This is a genomic window from Flavobacterium sp. (assembly GCF_044361015.1).
GTDB lineage: Bacteria > Bacteroidota > Bacteroidia > Flavobacteriales > Flavobacteriaceae > Flavobacterium.
The window spans coordinates 1-17,654 of the sequence record NZ_JBIKJL010000049.1 but is presented as its reverse complement, the minus strand read 5'-3'; the positions used below and the strand labels follow the sequence as shown (position 1 = coordinate 17,654).

Genomic DNA, 17,654 nt, shown 5'->3' with positions numbered 1-17,654 from the left:
AACATTGCAACAAAAACTAATCAAAATTAACTTTGCTTTATCGAATCAACTACGTACAATATCAAATCGAATCGTTTTTGTATTTTATAGTATATTTGCCATTGTGGAAGAAAGATATTTATATATAATTGCTGGATGCAATGGAGCCGGAAAAACAACGGCTTCTTTTACAATCTTACCTGATATTTTAGATTGTAAAGAATTTGTAAATGCTGATGAAATTGCGAAAGGTCTTTCGCCTTTCCAACCTGAAAAGGTAGCCTTTGAAGCAGGAAGGATTATGCTTCATCGAATTGATGAACTTCTTTATCAGAAAGAAAATTTTGCTTTCGAAACCACTCTTTCAACAAAAAGCTACAAAAACAAAGTTCTTGCAGCGAAAAACAAAAATTATAATGTAACATTATTATTTTTTTGGTTAAAAAATCCTGAGTTAGCCAAAGAAAGAGTAAAAACGAGAGTTTTAGAAGGCGGTCACAATATCCCTGAAGATGTTATTGAACGAAGATATGCTAGAGGAATTATAAACTTGTTTGAAATTTACATTCCAATTTCAGATCAAGTTCTTATCTTTGATAATTCAGAAGGTCAACATCAATTACTAGCTGAAAAATCAAGCAATGAAGAATTGAATATTCTTGATGAACAAAAGTTTAACGAATTAAAAACTATTTATGACACCAGAAGCTAAAATAGAACGCCGAAACAAAATTATAAAAGGTCTTGAAAAAGCTTATGAGAAGATGCTTGTTTTTAAAAAAGAACGTAAAAGCGAACTTGTGATTATACAAGATAATAAAATTGTAAAAATAAAATTGTAACTAACTATTTTTAATTTTTTACAGAAACCTCCTTCCTTCAACTCTTCTTATCAAAGCAAAAAAATCCAAAAACTAAAAACCAAAAAAAACCCACCCTTATTGTGACACAAGGATGGGAAAAATTGCTATGAAAAAGAATCTACTAGTTTCCTAGTAAAGTTCAAATGTAAATAATTTTTTCAAATTATGAAAACATATCTTTAACTTTTTCAAAAAAAGATTTATCTGTTTTTTCAGGGTTGGGAATAAAGTTTTCGTCGGTCAACATTTTCTCAAAAAACTGTCGTTGCTCCTTGTTTAATGTCCGTGGTGTCCAAACATTAATATGCACCAACAAATCACCATTTCCATAGGAATTCAAACTTGGAATTCCTTTGCCTTTTAAACGCAAAATCTTGCCGGATTGGATGCCTTCTTCTAGCTTGATTCGAACTTTTCCACCCACTGCTTCAATCTCTTTGGAAACACCTAAAGCAGCCTCGGCTACACTGATATATAAATCGTAATGAAGGTTTTCACCTTCACGTTTTAAAAACTCGTGTTCTACTTCTTCAATGGCAACAATTAAATCACCGGGAATTCCGTTACCCGGAGCATCGTTTCCTTTGCCTGAAACTTTCAATTGCATTTCATTGACTACACCTGCCGGAATTTTGATAGAAACTGTTTCGTCTTCCAAAATCATTCCTTGGGCATCAGCATTAGCCGGTTTAGAACTGATTGATTGACCGGTACCTCCACAAGTAGGACAAGTAGTCGCGGTTTGCATTCTTCCTAAAATGGTGTTGGTCACTCGTAAAACCTGTCCCGAACCATTACAAGTACCACATGTTTTATAAGAAACTCCTGGAGCCTGCACTTTGCGTTTAACTTTTACTTTTTTCTCAACTCCGTTGGCAATTTCCTCCAGCGTTAATTTTACTTTGATGCGAAGATTGCTTCCTTTCATGCGACGCTGACCGCCTCCTCCAAAACCGCCACTGAATCCACCGCCAAAAGCACTTCCGAATATATCGCCGAACTGACTGAATATGTCATCCATATTCATGCCGCCTCCGCCACCAAATCCGCCGTTTCCGTCGAATGCCGCATGACCGTATTGATCGTATTTAGCTTTTTTATTGGGGTCGCTCAAAACCTCGTAGGCTTCCGCTGCTTTTTTGAAATTTTCTTCCGCTTGTTTATTTCCCGGATTTTTATCAGGGTGAAACTCAATTGCTTTCTTGCGATAAGCCTTCTTAATTTCCTCAGCTGATGCACTTTTTGTAATGCCTAATATTTCGTAAAAATCTTTTTTCATGTTTTAAAATACCAAAATTTATTCAGTTCATTTTCCTATTTTAATTACTTCTTACGGATAGGTCGCGAACTGTCTCTATTGACCGATAACAACTTTAGGAAAACGAATTATTTTATCACCCAATTTATATCCTTTTTCAACGACATCAACAATTTTACCCTTCAAATCATCCGATGGAGCAGGAATTTGAGTAATGGCTTCGGCAAAATCAGCATTGAAAACATCTCCAACACTAATTTCCACTTGTTCTAATCCTTTAGAAACTAAAGTAGACTTTAATTTTTCATGAATCAATTCAACACCTTTCAACAATAATTCATCCTCTGTTGTAGAAATTTGAACCATTGCTCTATCAAAATCATCCATTACTGGCAACATTGCAACCAAAACTTCTTGGTTAGCAGTTTTAAACAAATCTATTCGCTCTTTAACAGTTCTTTTTTTGAAATTTTCAAATTCTGCGAAAAGGCGTAAAAATTTATCTTTTTCTTTAGCTAAGTCTTCCTGTAATTTTTCTTCATTTGTCAATTCAACAACAGGAATTTCAATATTTTCCTGACTTTGTTCTGAAGTTGATTCGTCTTCAAATATTTCCTTTTCAATATTTTCAGTATTCTCTTGATTCATATGCTTAAAAAATTTTTTGAACATTTATCTTTTTGTCTTGGATTGCAAAAGTACTGCCAATTGTTTAAAAATGTCAAATTGTCAGCGTAAATAATTTTTTTAATCGATTTTATTCAAAATCAATTTGCCAAAATTTAATATTTCTTTATGAAAAATATGAGTGTTGGTTTTCTATTTTTGTTCAAACTTAAATCTAAAAAACTATGAAAAAAATCATTTTATGCTTAGTAGTCTTAACTACACTTTCTTTAACCTCTTGTAAAAATGAAAAAGCGGAAACTACTGATTCTGCTGACGCGGCTGTTGCAACAGAAACCGCAACTACTTTCAAAGTAGATGCTACCAAATCTACCATCGAGTGGGTTGGCTCTAAGCCAGCCGGAAAACATAACGGAACCATTGCTCTTTCAAACGGAGAATTGGCTTTAAATAATGGAAAAGTGGAAAGCGGTAAATTCACTATTGACATGAACAGTATCACTGTTTTGGATTTAAAAGCCGGTGACGGAAAAGAAGACTTAGAAGGTCACTTGAAAGGATTAGGAAAAGAAGAAGATGCCGATCATTTTTTCAACACTAAAAAATTCCCCGAGGGATCTTTTGAAATTACTGCTGTTGCAACGGTTGATGCCGTTACCACTGTTTCCGGTAATTTAACTCTAAAAGGAATTACTAAACCAGTTTCTTTCCCTGCTATGATTTTAGTAGATGGAAATACAGTGACATTAAATAGTGAGACATTCAAAATTGACAGAACACATTGGAATGTAAATTATGCTTCAAAATCTGTGTTTGACAACTTAAAAGATAAATTCGTAGATGACGAAATCGAATTAAAAGTTAGCATTACTGCAACAAATTAATTATTATTTTATCTTAAACTTTATAAAAAGCTCCTCAATTGAAGAGCTTTTTTTTATGACAACAAATTGTGTAATGTCTTGGCTAAATCACGGTATCGAAATTTAAAACCATTATTTTCAGCTTTTCGAGAGCTAACATATTGACTGGAAAAAAGCAATTGGTGCATTTCGCCTAAAACTAATGACATCACAAATTTTGGAATATTTGGCATAAACAAGGGTTTATTAACCGTTTTAGCAATAGTTTTAATTAATTCTGAATTGGTTACAGGATTAGGAGCTACAGCATTATACGTTCCATACCATTGGTTTTGAACAGCATAAAAAAACATGTTAGCTAAATCTACCACGTGAATCCACGATTGAACTTGCTTTCCTGAACCAAATGTCGACCCCAATCCTATTTGAATTGGCTTTAGCATTTCTAATAAAGCTCCTCCTTTATTTGATAAAACAAGGCCTATACGGAGCTTACAAACTTTTATATTGAGTACTTTAAAAACATCAACACTTTTCTCCCATTTTACCACTACATTCCCAAGAAAACTATCGTCTGAAGTTGTGTTATCTTCGGTATAAACTTGAGTCAAACTACTTGGATATATTCCTATGGCAGAAGCAGAAACTAATTGCTTCACTTGATTAGGATGATTTTTTATGCAATTATACAATAATGAAGAGGAAATAATCCGACTCTCTATTATTTCTTGTTTATAATTGTTCGTCCATCGTTTCGAAACCGTTGCTCCGGCTAAATGAATAATTGATTCTACGCCCATTAAACAATTTTCATCGATATAACCTTCTTGAGGATTCCAATAGAAACCATAATAATTTGGTTTATTTATTATTTTGTCTTTTGAAGTTGTTAAGTAATGGACCGTTATTCCATTTTGTAATAATAGGGAAACCAGTTCTTTACCAACCATTCCTGTTGCACCTGTAATTAATATTTTCATAATCAATTTTTATACAAAGTTACGTTTAAGTCCTAAAAATCAATATTAATTAGCATTAGTTTAAGTGTTGTTAACTTAAGTGAAATCAGGTTTTTGCTATAATCATGTTGGATACTTTTAAACTAAAATTGATATTAAAAAAACAAAATAATAAAAAACATAAAATACTTATGAGTATAAGCAACATATATATTGTATGTGATTTGGTAAACTTATATATTTGCATTCCATTAAAAAACAGAAGGAATGATAAAGATTACGCTGCCGGATGATTCGGTAAAAGAATTTAGCTCAGGTGTAACGCCAATGGATGTTGCTAAAAGCATTAGTGAAGGTTTAGCCAGAAATGTAATTTCTGCTTCTTTCAATGATACAACTATTGAAACTGAAACTTCTTTGACCACGGATGGAGCACTTGTTTTATTTACATGGAATGACAAAGAAGGTAAAAAAGCTTTTTGGCATTCTACTTCCCATGTTATGGCTCAAGTATTAGAAGAATTATATCCTGGTATTAAATTGACATTAGGTCCGGCAATTGAGAATGGTTTTTATTATGATGTTGATTTTGGAGAAAAAAAAATTGTTGAAGCAGAATTTAAAGCGATTGAAGACCGAATTTTAGAAATTGCCAGAGAGAAACACGAATTCAGAATGAGACCGGTTTCTAAAGCTGAAGCATTATCGGTTTATAAAAATAATGAATACAAAACAGAATTAATTTCAAATTTAGAAGACGGAACTATAACCTTTTGTGACCATTCTAATTTCTTTGATTTATGTCGTGGTGGCCATATTCCTAATACCGGAATTATCAAAGCAATTAAAATCATGAGTGTTGCCGGTGCTTATTGGAGAGGTGATGAGAAAAATAAGCAATTAACGCGTGTTTACGGAATTTCGTTTCCGAAGCAGAAAGATTTGTCGGAATATTTAGAATTGCTGGAAGAAGCCAAACGCAGAGACCATAGAAAATTAGGAAAAGAATTAGATTTATTTGCTTTTTCTCAAAAAGTTGGGCAAGGTTTACCATTGTGGTTACCAAAAGGAGCTGCTTTACGTGACCGTTTAGAACAATTTTTGAAAAAAGCTCAGAAAAAAGCTGGCTACGAACAAGTGGTTACTCCACATATTGGTCAGAAAGAATTATATGTAACGTCGGGACATTATGCAAAATATGGTGCCGATAGTTTTCAACCGATTCATACGCCGGCAGAAGGTGAAGAGTTTTTGTTAAAACCAATGAATTGTCCTCATCACTGTGAAATTTATAATACAAGACCTTGGAGTTATAAAGATTTACCGAAACGTTATGCTGAATTTGGAACCGTTTACCGTTATGAACAAAGTGGAGAATTGCATGGCTTAACACGTGTGAGAGGTTTTACTCAGGACGATGCACATATTTTTTGTACTCCGGACCAATTGGATAGTGAATTTAAAAAAGTAATCGATTTGGTTTTATATGTTTTCAATTCATTAGGATTTGAAAACTTCACAGCTCAAATATCCTTACGTGATCAGGAAAACAGAGAAAAATACATAGGTTCTGATGAAAATTGGGAAAAAGCAGAAAATGCCATTATCTATGCTGCCAGAGACAAAGGTTTAAATACCGTTGTAGAATATGGCGAAGCTGCATTCTACGGTCCGAAATTGGATTTCATGGTAAAAGATGCCTTAGGAAGACAATGGCAATTAGGAACTATTCAAGTGGATTACAACTTGCCGGAACGTTTTGAATTGAGTTATAAAGGAGCTGATAACGAAATGCATAGACCTGTTATGATTCATCGTGCACCCTTTGGATCAATGGAACGATTTATAGCCATTTTATTAGAACATACAGCAGGAAACTTCCCACTTTGGTTAATGCCTGAACAGGCTATAATCTTGTCTTTGAGTGAGAAATATGAAAATTATGCTCAAAAAGTTTTTAATTTGCTAGAAAATCACGAAATTCGCGGTCTGATTGACAACCGCAGTGAAACTATTGGGAAGAAAATCAGGGATGCCGAAGTAAAGAAAATTCCGTTTATGATTGTTGTTGGTGAAGAAGAAGAGAAAAACGAAACCATTTCAATTAGAAGACATGGTCAAGAAGGAAGAGGTAACAGTATTGTTACCATTGAAGAATTTGCTAAAATTGTGAATGATGAAATTAGCAAAACATTAAAAACATTTGAAGTTTAACTTAAAAAAATAAAAAGTCATAGCAATTAGAAACAACAGGGGATATCAACCCAGAGTAGAAAAGAAGGTAGCACATAGAATTAATAATTTAATTCGTGTTCCCGAAGTACGATTGGTAGGTGAAAACATCGAGCCGGGGGTTTACAAAATTTCTGAAGCTTTACGATTAGCTGAAGAATTCGAGGTGGATTTAGTAGAAATTTCTCCAAATGCGGAGCCGCCAGTATGTAAATTAATGGACTATGGGAAGTTTATCTACGAGCAGAAAAAAAGAGAAAAAATGCTCAAAGCCAAATCGACTCAAATTGTGGTGAAAGAAATTCGTTTCGGACCACAAACTGACGAACATGATTATGAGTTTAAAAAGAAAAATGCCGAAAAATTCTTAAAAGAGGGTGCTAAATTAAAAGCATTCGTTTTCTTTAAAGGGCGTTCCATTATATACAAAGAACAAGGTCAAATTCTTTTACTACGTTTAGCTCAAGATTTAGAAGAATTGGGAAAAGTAGAAGCTTTACCGGTATTAGAAGGGAAGCGAATGATTATGTATCTTGCTCCTAAGAAGAAAAAGTAAGTTGCTGAGCAACTGAGGTTCTGAGTTGCTGAGATTATACTCCGTTACTTAGCTTCTTAGCTACTTAGAAACTAAAAAATAGTAAGTAAGTTGAATCACAAATAAATTTGGGAAATTATGCCTAAAATGAAAACAAAATCCAGTGCTAAGAAGCGATTTAAATTAACTGGCTCTGGAAAAATTAAGAGAAAACACGCTTTTAAAAGTCATATTTTGACTAAAAAATCTAAAAAGCGTAAGTTAGCTTTAACTCATTCGACTTTGGTTCACAAAACCGATGAGAAAAGTATTAAACAACAATTAAGGATCATCTAATTTAGTTTGCAGTGATCAGTACTTAGGAAGCAGTTTTAGAACTGAATACTAAAAATCTGAAAACTGAACACTTTTTTAAAAATTCTTTAGGTTAAAAAAATTTTAATAACCTTGGAGTATGGCCAATAAGTTCCCTTGATTAAATTCGGGACGCCTTCTACAAAAAACAAGAAAATTATGCCAAGATCAGTAAATTCTGTTGCTAAAAGAGCACGAAGAAAAAAAGTATTAAAGCAAGCCAAAGGTTTCTTTGGTAGACGTAAAAACGTTTGGACGGTTGCTAAAAACGCGGTTGAAAAAGCCATGGTTTATGCTTACCGTGATAGAAAACAAAACAAAAGAAACTTCCGTTCTTTATGGATCATGCGTATTAACGCTGGTGCTCGTTTGGAAGGAATGAGTTATTCTCAATTTATCGGAAAAGTAAAAGCTAACGGTATCGAATTGAACCGTAAAGTGCTTGCTGATTTAGCAATGAATCATCCGGAAGCTTTTAAAGCAATTTTGAATAAAGTAAAATAAACGTTTTAACAATCCGATTTTAACTTACTTACATAGAAAATCCCAATCGAAAGGTTGGGATTTTTTTATACCTGTTTTATTTACTTGAAAACCTCGGCCTTTTCTCCATCAAAACTAGCATAGACCATACTCGGATGAGAATCCATATGAAAAATAGTTCCTTCTCTATCAATAGCAATTGCTCCTGCAAAACCATCAAAGTGTTTGAGTTCGTTGAAGGTTTTTTCAAATGCAGCTTCTAAAGTGAATCCATCGGTTACTCGTGTAACAATTTTTGTAGCAACAGCCCCACTTACAATATCTTCTCCTATTCCGGTCAAACTTACACCACAAAATTCATTGGCATAATTTCCGGCAACGGTTGCTGAATCCGAAATTCTGCCCGGAATCTCAAAGCCTTTTCCGCCAGTTGAAGTAGCTACTGCTATTTTTCTATTAGAATCTAATGCAACGCAACCCACAGTTCCTATTCCCGTAGCTTCTAATTTAGCTTCATACTCTGCTCTTCTTTGTGGAATTTCTGTTGAAAAAGGTTCAAATCCGTGCTTTCTGGCAAAACTGGTTGCTCCTTTCCCACCCAAAACTCTATCGTCAACATTCAACAAAACTTCGGCTACTTGAATTGGGTTTTTCACTTTTTCAATATTGATTACACCACTCATTTTCAAAGAAGTTCCATCCATTATTGCGGCACTCATTCTGATTTTTCCATCGTTTTGAATTTGTGAACCAATACCTGCATTGAACAATTCGTCATCTTCTAATAATGATACAGCATAGACAACAGTTTCTAAAGCCGAATGTGAAGTAAGGTATTCATAAGAATCCTTAACAATTCGCAATAAAGCCTCTTGCTTTGCAATTTTAGTTTCTAGATTAGTGGAAGATTCCGAGAAAAAACCTCCGTGGATAATTATTTTAGCCATAACTGTAAATTAAAAATGGACACAGATTAGAGAAATTTTAAAAATTTATATAATTTCTATAATCTGTGTTTCAAAAATATTTCAAAATTAAAATTATACGTATTGTGACGAATGAATGTGCATTTTGTAGGTTTCTAAATCAAATGTATCATGCATACTCATGACATGCGTAACCAAATGATTGATTGAAATTGGCTGACCTAATTCTACTTGTGTTAAATTGGTATCTTTAATTTCTCGCCCATCAACTAAAATAACTAATCCGGAACCTATGGCTTCCATTTTAGAATTGTGTGTAATCAAAAGTCCGGTGTCTTCTCCCAAGCCTATTCCTAACACTTTTGGGTTTCCAACAACCGCTTGAAATAAACGTCCAATACGACCTCTCTGCACAAAATGTGTATCAATAATCACATCATCAATTAACCCTAAACCACTGGTGATTTTTACTTCTCCTTTTAAAAGTGCTTCATGACTACTTCCCTGATATATCATATTATTAGAGGCTGCTGCAGCTCCTGCCGAAGTTCCGGCATAAATAAAAAGTTCATTTTTATATTTATCCAATAAAATATCGTGAAATTTTGTACCTCCTAAAATAGAAGACAATCTCAATTGGTCTCCACCGGTAAACATAACAATGTCAGCTGCTTTTAAACGTTCTATATTTTCTTGTTCACTAGCTTGTTCACGTCGTTCAATATGCAAAACATCAACGTTGGTTGCATTTAAATATTGAAATGCTTTGGCATATTCCGGTCCAACTTCTCTCGGAATCTTTGAAGCTGTCGTGATGATTTCAATTCTTGATTTTTCTTTATATTTTGATTCGTCTATGATTCGTTTTAAAATTCCTTTTTCAAAGAAATTCATGTTTTTAGAAACATCTTGGTCAAAACTCGATTCAGTAAAACTGCCTTTATCAACAGCTCCACCAATGATAATTAATTTTCCTCTGCTATTCATTTTGTAAAAATAGTAAAATCTATATAGGCAACACTATTTTTGAGGTATTTTAAGGCAAAATAAAACCGACAATCCAACTAAATCAAATCACAAAAAATATACTTAATGCTTTATTTATGAAGTAAATAATAACTCCCTTTGAATGACACCATAAATTTTCCATATCAATTCAAATAAATTTTGGCATAACATGCAAAAAAAATACAGTAGCAAAGTAAATATTTCATATTTTTAACAAAATCATTCACAAAACAAAAACTAATTTTTCCAATCAATTTCAAGTTTTATGAAAATATTAAAAGTACAAGCACTTCGTGGTCCAAATTTATGGAGTATTCAACGCAAAAAATTAATTCAAATGCGTTTGGATTTAGAAGAAATGGAAAAAAAACCAACCAATAAAATAGACGGTTTTAGAGAAAGAGTTGAAGCAATGTTTCCTACCATGATAGAACACCGTTGTTCAGAAGGTGTCCGAGGTGGTTTTTTTATGCGAATTGAAAAAGGAACGTGGATGGGTCATGTCATTGAACACATAGCTTTAGAAATTCAAACCCTTGCCGGAATGGAAACCGGTTTTGGAAGAACCAGAGAGACTAAAACTCCCGGAGTTTATAATGTGGTTTTTAGTTACACGGAAGAAAACGTCGGAATGTTTGCCGCTGAAAGTTCAGTGAGGATTGCCGAAGCTTTAATTGCCGGCACGGATTATGATTTAGAAGCGGACATTAAAAAAATGAAAGAAATTCGGGAACGTGTTCGTCTTGGTCCTTCTACCGGAAGCATTGTAGAAGAAGCCGTTTCGAGAGATATTCCTTGGATTCGATTGGGTACAAACTCCTTAGTCCAATTAGGTTACGGAGTAAATCAAATGCGTTTTCAAGCAACAATTACTTGTAAAACTAGTAACATCGCAGTTGATATTGCTTGTAATAAAGAAGAAACAAAACGAATGTTAGAATTAGCTTCCATTCCGGTGGCAAGTGGTTCGATTTGTGTAGATGAAGAAGATTTAGAACTTACTATAAAAAAAATTGGCTATCCAATTGTAATAAAACCATTAGATGGCAATCATGGGAAAGGGGCTTCTATTAATGTGGTAACTTGGGAAGATGCCAAAAAAGGTTTAGAATACGCTAAGAAATACAGTCGCCGTGTTATTGTTGAAAAATTTGTTACCGGATTTGATTTTCGGGTTTTGGTCATTGATAATAAATTGGTTGCTGCCGCTAAAAGAGTTCCTGCACATGTGGTGGGTGATGGAAAAAATACTATTCAGGAGTTGATTGACATTACCAACCTCGACCCAAAAAGAGGTTATGGACATGAAAATGTATTAACCGAAATAACTGTGGACCGCGATACTACTGATTTATTAGGAAAAATGGGTTACACATTAGAAACCATACCAAATAATGGAGAAACGGTTTATTTAAAATCAACAGCTAATTTAAGCACCGGTGGAACTTCAGTAGATGTAACAGATATGATGCATCCGGAAAATATCTTTTTAGCCGAAAGAATTTCTCGAGTAATTGGCTTAGACGTTTGTGGAATTGATATTATGGCTGAAAATTTGACCCAACCTTTAAAAGAAAATGGCGGAGTTATTTTAGAAGTGAATGCTGCTCCCGGTTTCAGAATGCACTTGGACCCTTCTGAAGGTTTAGCAAGAAATGTAGCTGCTCCGGTAATTGACATGCTTTATCCTCCGGGAAAACCTAGTCGTATTCCAATTATTGCCGTTACCGGAACAAACGGAAAAACAACGACTACCCGATTGCTAGCTCATATTGTTAAAAATAATGGCTTCCGAGTAGGTTTCACCACTTCAGATGGAATTTATATTCAAAATCACATGTTGGAAAAAGGTGACACAACTGGACCTTTGAGTGCTGAATATATTTTGAAAGATCCAACCGTAGAATTTGCCGTTTTAGAAACTGCTCGAGGTGGAATTTTAAGAGCCGGTTTAGGCTTTAGTCGATGTGACATTGCAATTATAACAAACATTCGCGAAGACCATTTGGGATTAAATGACATTGATACGCTAGACGATTTGGCTCGTGTAAAAAGTGTAGTTGTTCGAAGTGTGAAAAAAGATGGTTGGGCCATTTTAAATGCCGAAGATGATCAGTGTATGAAAATTGCCAACGATTTGAATTGCAACATTGCTTATTTCTCTATGGATGAAGAACATCCGGTAGCAAAAAAATTAAGCAAAGAAGGTAAAATTGTTGCTGTTTATGAAAATGGTTTTGTAACCATTAAAAAGGGAGATTGGAAAATTAGAATTGAAAAAGTATTGCATATTCCATTGACTTTAGGCGGAAAAGCAAAATTCATGATTCAAAATGTTTTAGCAGCCACACTGGCCAGTTACTTGTATGGTTTTAAAACCGATGACATTAGTTTATCACTTCAAACATTTATTCCTAGTGTAGCACAAACGCCAGGTCGAATGAATATTTTTGAATTCAAACGATTTAAAGTCATGATTGATTTTGCTCATAATCCGGCCGGTTATTCAGCTATTGAAGATTTATTGAGTAATATTGATGCCACCCGAAAAATCGGAATCATTGCCGGTGTTGGTGATAGAAGAGATGAAGATATTCGAGATTGTGCTGAAATTGCGGCTCGAATGTTTGACCATATCATTATTCGACAAGAAAAACATTTAAGAGGTCGAACTGAACAAGAAATTATTAATTTGATTTTAGAAGGAATTCAATTGGCAAATAGAGAAGTTACCTACGAAATTATTCCAAAGGAAATTGAAGCTATTAAACATGCCATCAATATTGCAGATGAAGGCACTTTTATCACTGCCTTAAGTGATGTGGTTACCAACGCTATTGGTATTGTTCAAGAATATTTAGATAAGGAAAATGAAGAGAACTTGAGTTAAAATCATAATGAATTAAAAAAAACCGAAAGAAAAATCACTTTCGGTTTTTTTAGTTAAGACAACACTTTATATAAGTTTACATTATGTTTTCTGTTTCTTTTTCTTAGCGGCAGGAAAAAGTACATTATTTAAAATCAATCGATAACCCGGTGAATTAGGATGTAAATCTAATACAGTAGGTGCATCGCCAACCAAATGCTGATAATCTTCCGGATCATGTCCGCCAAAATAAGTAAACATTCCTTTTCCTTTTGTTCCGTGAATGTAACGAGCTTCACCATTAAATCTGTTTTCTCCCATGACCAACACATGTGATTTAATTCGTTCACTATCAAAAGCAGTGGTTTGACCCATAAAACCTTTGACTAATTGTGTATGATTTTGACACAACATACTTGGAATTGGATCCCATTTAGCAGAATATTCCATCAAGGTAAAATAATCTTTTTCCATCGGCATTTTGCGTTTGGTAGTCATATCAATATCCGAAAACTCATACACGGTTGGCGATCTTTCTAAAATATAATCTTTAAAAGCGAATGTTCTTGAATAATCAATTTTAGATTGATAGTTGGCCTCACTTTCATCACCATCAAACATAGGCTCACAAATATCAACCCCTTCAGATGACAAGGCAATATCAAAACTATCTGTTGCAGAACACATCGCAAACATAAAACCACCTCCAATCACAAAATCTCTTATCTTTTTGACCACAGCTAATTTCTCTTCAGAAACTTTAGAATATCCTAATTTTGCAGCTAAGGCTTCTGCTTCTTTTTTCTGTTCAATATACCAAGGTGCATTTCGATAAGCTCCAAAAAACTTACCGTATTGCCCTGAAAAATCTTCATGATGCAAGTGCAACCAATCATACAAGAGAAGTTGATCCGTTAAAACTTCTTCATCATAAACTGCCTTAAACGGAATTTCAGCATACGTTAAAACCAACGTTACAGCATCATCCCAAGGTTGTTTTCCTTTTGGAGTATAAACGGCAATTTTAGGTGCTTTTTCCAAAACAACCGATTCCATATTTTGCGATGGACTACTGATTTCATCTAAAATTTGATTTGCTTGTCCATCAGAAAGAATTTCAAAACTTACGCCACGAATTTGACATTCTTTCCTTATTTCTGCTGCATCTGGAAGCAAAAAAGAACCTCCTCGATAATTAAGCAACCAACTGGCTTTGAAATCTTTTTCTAAAGCCCAATAAGTAATACCATATGCTTTTAAATGATTTTGCTGAGTATTTTCATCCATTGGTATTAGAATAAAACTGGCTTTTACCGAAAAGGAAAATAAAAAGAGTAAATAATATAGAATCGATTTTTTCAAAGTCTTCAATATTTTAGATCATCAAAATAAGTTGTAAAGCCAAAGATAAACGATTTTATGTGAAGAAAATGATAAAAAATTATTAACCATATTTGTCAAATAAGATTCATTGCCTGCTTGTTTGAATAATATGGTTAATACTAAATTTTAAAAGGGTACGTCTGAATCTTCTTCTTCTGTATTCATATTACTTCCAAAAGCATCGTTTACAGAAGGAAGATTTTTCGTAATAAAGGTAGTTTCTTCGGCATTCATTCTTGATGGTAAATCATTGAAACCGGAGGAATAATCATCTAAATTATCAAATTTACCAAGGTTTCCGATGAATTTTAATCGGATATTTTCTAAACTTCCGTTTCGGTGTTTAGCAATTATAAACTCCGCTTGACCTTCTGTTGGCGAGTGTTCATCGTCATCCCATTCGTCAATTTTATAATATTCCGGACGATAAATAAACGACACAATATCGGCATCTTGCTCAATTGCACCAGATTCACGAAGGTCGGAAAGTAAAGGTCTTTTGCTTGAACCACGTGTTTCAACAGCACGGGAAAGCTGTGACAAAGCAATCACAGGAACGCTTAATTCTTTGGCTAATGCTTTCAAGTTACGTGAAATGGTTGAAATTTCTTGTTCCCGATTTCCTCCTCCTTTTCCACCACCTCCGGCCGTCATTAGTTGAAGGTAATCGACAATAATTAATTTGATACCGTGTTGAGAAGATAAACGTCTGGCTTTTGCCCGTAAATCAAAAATGGAAAGTGAAGGGGTATCATCAATATATAACGGAGCTTTTTCTAGGTTTTTTACTTTCACACTTAATTGTTCCCACTCATGTTTTTCAAGTTTTCCGGTACGTAATTTCTCTGAAGACAAGCCCGTTTCTGAAGATATTAAACGAGTAATTAACTGAACGGAAGACATTTCCAAAGAAAAAACAGCTACAGGATGGTTATAATCAATAGCCATATTTCTTGCCATAGATAACACAAAGGCTGTTTTTCCCATACCCGGACGAGCAGCAATAATAATCAAATCACTAGGTTGCCAACCGGAAGTTACTTTGTCTAATTTATCAAATCCGGTAGCTATGCCGCTCAATCCCTCTTTGTTGGCTATTTCTTCGATCCGTTTTTTTGCTTGAATAACTAAACTTTGTGCCGTTTCTGAACTTCGTTTAATATTTCCTTGTGTAACTTCATATAATTTTGATTCAGCTTTGTCTAACAAATCAAAAACATCGGTGGTTTCATCATACGATTCTTCGATAATTTCAGACGAAATTTTAATCAAACTACGCTGAATAAATTTCTGTAGAATAATTCTGGAATGAAATTCAATATGAGCAGATGAAGAAATTTTTTGTGTCAATTGAATGAGGTAAAAATCACCACCAACTAAATCCAATTTAGCATTCTTTTTTAATTGAGCCGAAACGGTTAATAAGTCAATAGGTTGAGTATCTGTAAATAGTTGAACAATTGCTTCAAAAATATTTTTGTGAGCTTCTTTGTAAAATGCATCAGGTTGCAAAATATCTATCACTTCATCAACCCCCTTTTTATCAATCATCATTGCACCCAAAACGGCTTCTTCCAAGTCTAATGCTTGGGGTGGTAATTTCCCTTTTTCAAGATTGATAATGGTAGTTTTATCGACTTTAATCGGGTTAATATTTCGTAAATTTTCCATTGTGCTAAAGTAACAATAATATAAAAAAATGCACTATGTAGTTGTCAATAAATAACTGTTAACAACTAAATATTATTGTTGATAACCAAAAAAAAATCCGAAGTTTCAAGGCTTCGGATTTAAAATTTATAATGTAAGAATTATTCTTTAAATTCACCCATCTTACTGTATTTGTCCATCCTTTGTGCAACTAATTCAGTTGTTGATAAATCTTTTAATTCATTATATCCTTTAATAATATATTGTTCAACTGTTTTAAAAGTTGTTTCTCTGTCATAATGAGCTCCTCCCAAAGGTTCTGGTACAATTTCATCAATTAACTTTTGTCTTTTCATATCATAGGAAGTCAATTTAAGTGCTTCGGCTGCTTGTTCTTTGTATTCCCAACTTCTCCACAAAATAGAGGAACAAGATTCCGGTGAAATTACTGAATACCAAGTGTTTTCTAACATATACACTTTATCTCCTACCCCAATTCCTAATGCTCCACCTGAAGCACCTTCACCCACAATTACCGTAATGATGGGTGTTTTAAGACGAATCATTTCCAAAATATTTCTTGCAATAGCTTCTCCTTGTCCCCGCTCTTCTGCTTCTAAACCTGGATAAGCTCCCGGAGTGTCGATTAAAGTAACAACAGGGATACTGAATTTTTCAGCCATTTTCATCAAACGAAGAGCTTTTCGATACCCTTCGGGATTGGCCATTCCAAAATTTCTGAACTGACGAGTTTTGGTATTGAAGCCTTTTTGTTGACCAACAATCATAAAAGATTGACCACCAATTTTTCCTAATCCACCAATCATTGCTTTGTCATCTTTAAAATTTCTATCCCCAAAAAGTTCTAGAAAAGTATTCCCGCACAAAGCTCTTACATGATCCATCGTATAAGGACGACTTGGATGACGGGAAAGCTGAACCCGTTGCCAAGCAGTAAGATTTTTGTATATTTTTTTTTTAGTTTCTTCTAATTTTTTCTCAATTTGTTTGCAAGTAGAGGCTACATCAACATTAGATTCTTCACCAATAATTTGGCATTTGTCTAACTGATCTTCCAACTCTTTTATGGGAAGTTCAAAATCTAAATATTCCATAGGTTTTGATAAATTTAAGTTTGTTTGAAAAGCAAAGATAGAATTTTATCTTATTAAGAGAAGCTATTCTTAATGTTAACTTTTAAACATTTCTAGAAAATTGGAAATAGAAATCACTAGGAACTATTTCTATTTCTAAGTTTATATTTAATTACTCCATTTAAAATGATTGTGATTAATATCAAAATGGCTCCAAAATAAAATTCAGAACTCATTTTTTCTTTGTCTTTAAAAATTAATAACGCTAATATGATTCCATAAACAGGTTCTAAATTTATGGTAAGCATTACAGTATAAGGACTTATAAACTTCATTACTTTCACCGAAGCAATAAAAGCATAAGCAGTGCAAATCGAGCTCAAAATCAACAAATAAATCCAATCTGAAGGTTGAAGAATAAAAAATTCTTTTGAAAAACTATTGGACAATAATAAATAGACGGAAAAACACAAAACACCTCCGGTTAACTCATAAAATGAAATAACCGTTGAATCGTACATTTTTGCATATTTCCCATTAATTACAGAAAAAAGTGCCGATAAAAATGCTG

The 17,654-nt window shown here is 33.8% G+C and carries 17 protein-coding genes; 8 read left to right on the top strand and 9 right to left on the bottom strand.

Features of this window, described 5'->3' with window-relative positions:
• Window positions 1-103 precede the first annotated feature (103 nt).
• On the top strand, window positions 104-691 hold the full coding sequence (locus ACIQ2Z_RS10660) for a zeta toxin family protein (RefSeq protein WP_396176000.1): 588 nt from the start codon (window positions 104-106) through the stop codon (window positions 689-691).
• On the top strand, window positions 675-821 hold the full coding sequence (locus tag ACIQ2Z_RS10655) for a hypothetical protein (RefSeq protein WP_396175996.1): 147 nt from the start codon (window positions 675-677) through the stop codon (window positions 819-821). Before ACIQ2Z_RS10660 ends, ACIQ2Z_RS10655 begins: the two co-directional genes overlap by 17 nt.
• Window positions 822-1,005: 184 nt before the next feature.
• Here ACIQ2Z_RS10655 and dnaJ read toward each other — a convergent pair whose 3' ends face one another.
• The gene (dnaJ, locus tag ACIQ2Z_RS10650) at window positions 1,006-2,121 is read right to left on the bottom strand and encodes a molecular chaperone DnaJ (RefSeq protein ID WP_396184123.1); all 1,116 of its coding nucleotides are present in this window, start codon (window positions 2,119-2,121) and stop codon (window positions 1,006-1,008) included.
• A gap of 75 nt (window positions 2,122-2,196) precedes the next feature.
• Window positions 2,197-2,748, bottom strand: a complete 552-nt coding sequence (locus ACIQ2Z_RS10645; RefSeq protein WP_396184122.1) for a nucleotide exchange factor GrpE — start codon at window positions 2,746-2,748, stop codon at window positions 2,197-2,199.
• 203 nt (window positions 2,749-2,951) lie between these two features.
• On the opposite strand from ACIQ2Z_RS10645, the gene ACIQ2Z_RS10640 reads away from it, so the two are divergent.
• Window positions 2,952-3,611: a YceI family protein gene (locus tag ACIQ2Z_RS10640; RefSeq protein WP_396184121.1), complete on the top strand. Its 660-nt coding sequence runs from the start codon at window positions 2,952-2,954 to the stop codon at window positions 3,609-3,611.
• Between the two features lie 53 nt (window positions 3,612-3,664).
• On the opposite strand, the gene ACIQ2Z_RS10635 is transcribed toward ACIQ2Z_RS10640, so the two are convergent.
• Window positions 3,665-4,570, bottom strand: a complete 906-nt coding sequence (locus ACIQ2Z_RS10635; RefSeq protein ID WP_396184119.1) for a TIGR01777 family oxidoreductase — start codon at window positions 4,568-4,570, stop codon at window positions 3,665-3,667.
• 246 nt (window positions 4,571-4,816) lie between these two features.
• Between ACIQ2Z_RS10635 and thrS the strand changes: the two genes are divergently transcribed.
• From thrS to rplT, 4 genes are all read left to right on the top strand, one after another.
• Window positions 4,817-6,763 (top strand): threonine--tRNA ligase, encoded by a 1,947-nt coding sequence (gene thrS / locus ACIQ2Z_RS10630; RefSeq protein WP_396184118.1) that lies wholly within the window; start codon window positions 4,817-4,819, stop codon window positions 6,761-6,763.
• A gap of 79 nt (window positions 6,764-6,842) precedes the next feature.
• The gene (infC, locus tag ACIQ2Z_RS10625; protein WP_396184125.1) at window positions 6,843-7,337 is read left to right on the top strand and encodes a translation initiation factor IF-3; all 495 of its coding nucleotides are present in this window, start codon (window positions 6,843-6,845) and stop codon (window positions 7,335-7,337) included.
• Between the two features lie 117 nt (window positions 7,338-7,454).
• Entirely contained in the window at window positions 7,455-7,652 is a 198-nt protein-coding gene (gene rpmI / locus ACIQ2Z_RS10620; RefSeq protein WP_396184117.1) for a 50S ribosomal protein L35, read from the top strand.
• 177 nt (window positions 7,653-7,829) lie between these two features.
• On the top strand, window positions 7,830-8,174 hold the full coding sequence (gene rplT / locus ACIQ2Z_RS10615; RefSeq protein WP_290859928.1) for a 50S ribosomal protein L20: 345 nt from the start codon (window positions 7,830-7,832) through the stop codon (window positions 8,172-8,174).
• 80 nt (window positions 8,175-8,254) lie between these two features.
• Here rplT and ACIQ2Z_RS10610 read toward each other — a convergent pair whose 3' ends face one another.
• Together ACIQ2Z_RS10610 and ACIQ2Z_RS10605 are read right to left on the bottom strand one after the other, a co-directional pair.
• A complete protein-coding gene (locus ACIQ2Z_RS10610; protein ID WP_396184116.1) occupies window positions 8,255-9,100 on the bottom strand; it encodes an isoaspartyl peptidase/L-asparaginase in 846 nt (281 codons plus the stop codon).
• A 93-nt stretch (window positions 9,101-9,193) separates the two neighbouring features.
• Window positions 9,194-10,066, bottom strand: coding sequence for a cyanophycinase (locus tag ACIQ2Z_RS10605; protein ID WP_396184115.1), 873 nt, complete (start codon window positions 10,064-10,066; stop codon window positions 9,194-9,196).
• 286 nt (window positions 10,067-10,352) lie between these two features.
• On the opposite strand from ACIQ2Z_RS10605, the gene cphA reads away from it, so the two are divergent.
• Window positions 10,353-12,977, top strand: a complete 2,625-nt coding sequence (cphA, locus tag ACIQ2Z_RS10600) for a cyanophycin synthetase (RefSeq protein WP_396184114.1) — start codon at window positions 10,353-10,355, stop codon at window positions 12,975-12,977.
• A gap of 81 nt (window positions 12,978-13,058) precedes the next feature.
• On the opposite strand, the gene ACIQ2Z_RS10595 is transcribed toward cphA, so the two are convergent.
• From ACIQ2Z_RS10595 to ACIQ2Z_RS10580, 4 genes are all read right to left on the bottom strand, one after another.
• Complete coding sequence (locus ACIQ2Z_RS10595; RefSeq protein WP_396184124.1) at window positions 13,059-14,243, bottom strand: asparagine synthetase B; 1,185 nt, start codon at window positions 14,241-14,243, stop codon at window positions 13,059-13,061.
• Window positions 14,244-14,465: 222 nt separating this feature from the next.
• Entirely contained in the window at window positions 14,466-16,010 is a 1,545-nt protein-coding gene (gene dnaB, locus ACIQ2Z_RS10590; RefSeq protein ID WP_396184113.1) for a replicative DNA helicase, read from the bottom strand.
• Between the two features lie 140 nt (window positions 16,011-16,150).
• On the bottom strand, window positions 16,151-17,104 hold the full coding sequence (locus ACIQ2Z_RS10585; RefSeq protein ID WP_396184112.1) for an acetyl-CoA carboxylase carboxyltransferase subunit alpha: 954 nt from the start codon (window positions 17,102-17,104) through the stop codon (window positions 16,151-16,153).
• 116 nt (window positions 17,105-17,220) lie between these two features.
• Window positions 17,221-17,654 (bottom strand): EamA family transporter (locus ACIQ2Z_RS10580; RefSeq protein WP_396184111.1); only part of this gene is annotated, 434 nt, incomplete at its 5' end.

Excerpts from the sequence above, each read along its gene's own strand:
- ACIQ2Z_RS10605 (WP_396184115.1), bottom strand. The coding sequence starts at position 10,066 with ATGAATAGCAGAGGAAAATTAATTATCATTGGTGGAGCTGTTGATAAA.
- dnaJ (WP_396184123.1), bottom strand. The coding sequence starts at position 2,121 with ATGAAAAAAGATTTTTACGAAATATTAGGCATTACAAAAAGTGCATCA.
- ACIQ2Z_RS10610 (WP_396184116.1), bottom strand. The coding sequence starts at position 9,100 with ATGGCTAAAATAATTATCCACGGAGGTTTTTTCTCGGAATCTTCCACT.
- dnaB (WP_396184113.1), bottom strand. The coding sequence starts at position 16,010 with ATGGAAAATTTACGAAATATTAACCCGATTAAAGTCGATAAAACTACC.
- rpmI (WP_396184117.1), top strand. The coding sequence starts at position 7,455 with ATGCCTAAAATGAAAACAAAATCCAGTGCTAAGAAGCGATTTAAATTA.
- ACIQ2Z_RS10585 (WP_396184112.1), bottom strand. The coding sequence starts at position 17,104 with ATGGAATATTTAGATTTTGAACTTCCCATAAAAGAGTTGGAAGATCAG.
- ACIQ2Z_RS10595 (WP_396184124.1), bottom strand. The coding sequence starts at position 14,243 with ATGGATGAAAATACTCAGCAAAATCATTTAAAAGCATATGGTATTACT.
- cphA (WP_396184114.1), top strand. The coding sequence starts at position 10,353 with ATGAAAATATTAAAAGTACAAGCACTTCGTGGTCCAAATTTATGGAGT.
- thrS (WP_396184118.1), top strand. The coding sequence starts at position 4,817 with ATGATAAAGATTACGCTGCCGGATGATTCGGTAAAAGAATTTAGCTCA.
- ACIQ2Z_RS10640 (WP_396184121.1), top strand. The coding sequence starts at position 2,952 with ATGAAAAAAATCATTTTATGCTTAGTAGTCTTAACTACACTTTCTTTA.
- ACIQ2Z_RS10655 (WP_396175996.1), top strand. The coding sequence starts at position 675 with ATGACACCAGAAGCTAAAATAGAACGCCGAAACAAAATTATAAAAGGT.
- ACIQ2Z_RS10635 (WP_396184119.1), bottom strand. The coding sequence starts at position 4,570 with ATGAAAATATTAATTACAGGTGCAACAGGAATGGTTGGTAAAGAACTG.
- rplT (WP_290859928.1), top strand. The coding sequence starts at position 7,830 with ATGCCAAGATCAGTAAATTCTGTTGCTAAAAGAGCACGAAGAAAAAAA.
- ACIQ2Z_RS10645 (WP_396184122.1), bottom strand. The coding sequence starts at position 2,748 with ATGAATCAAGAGAATACTGAAAATATTGAAAAGGAAATATTTGAAGAC.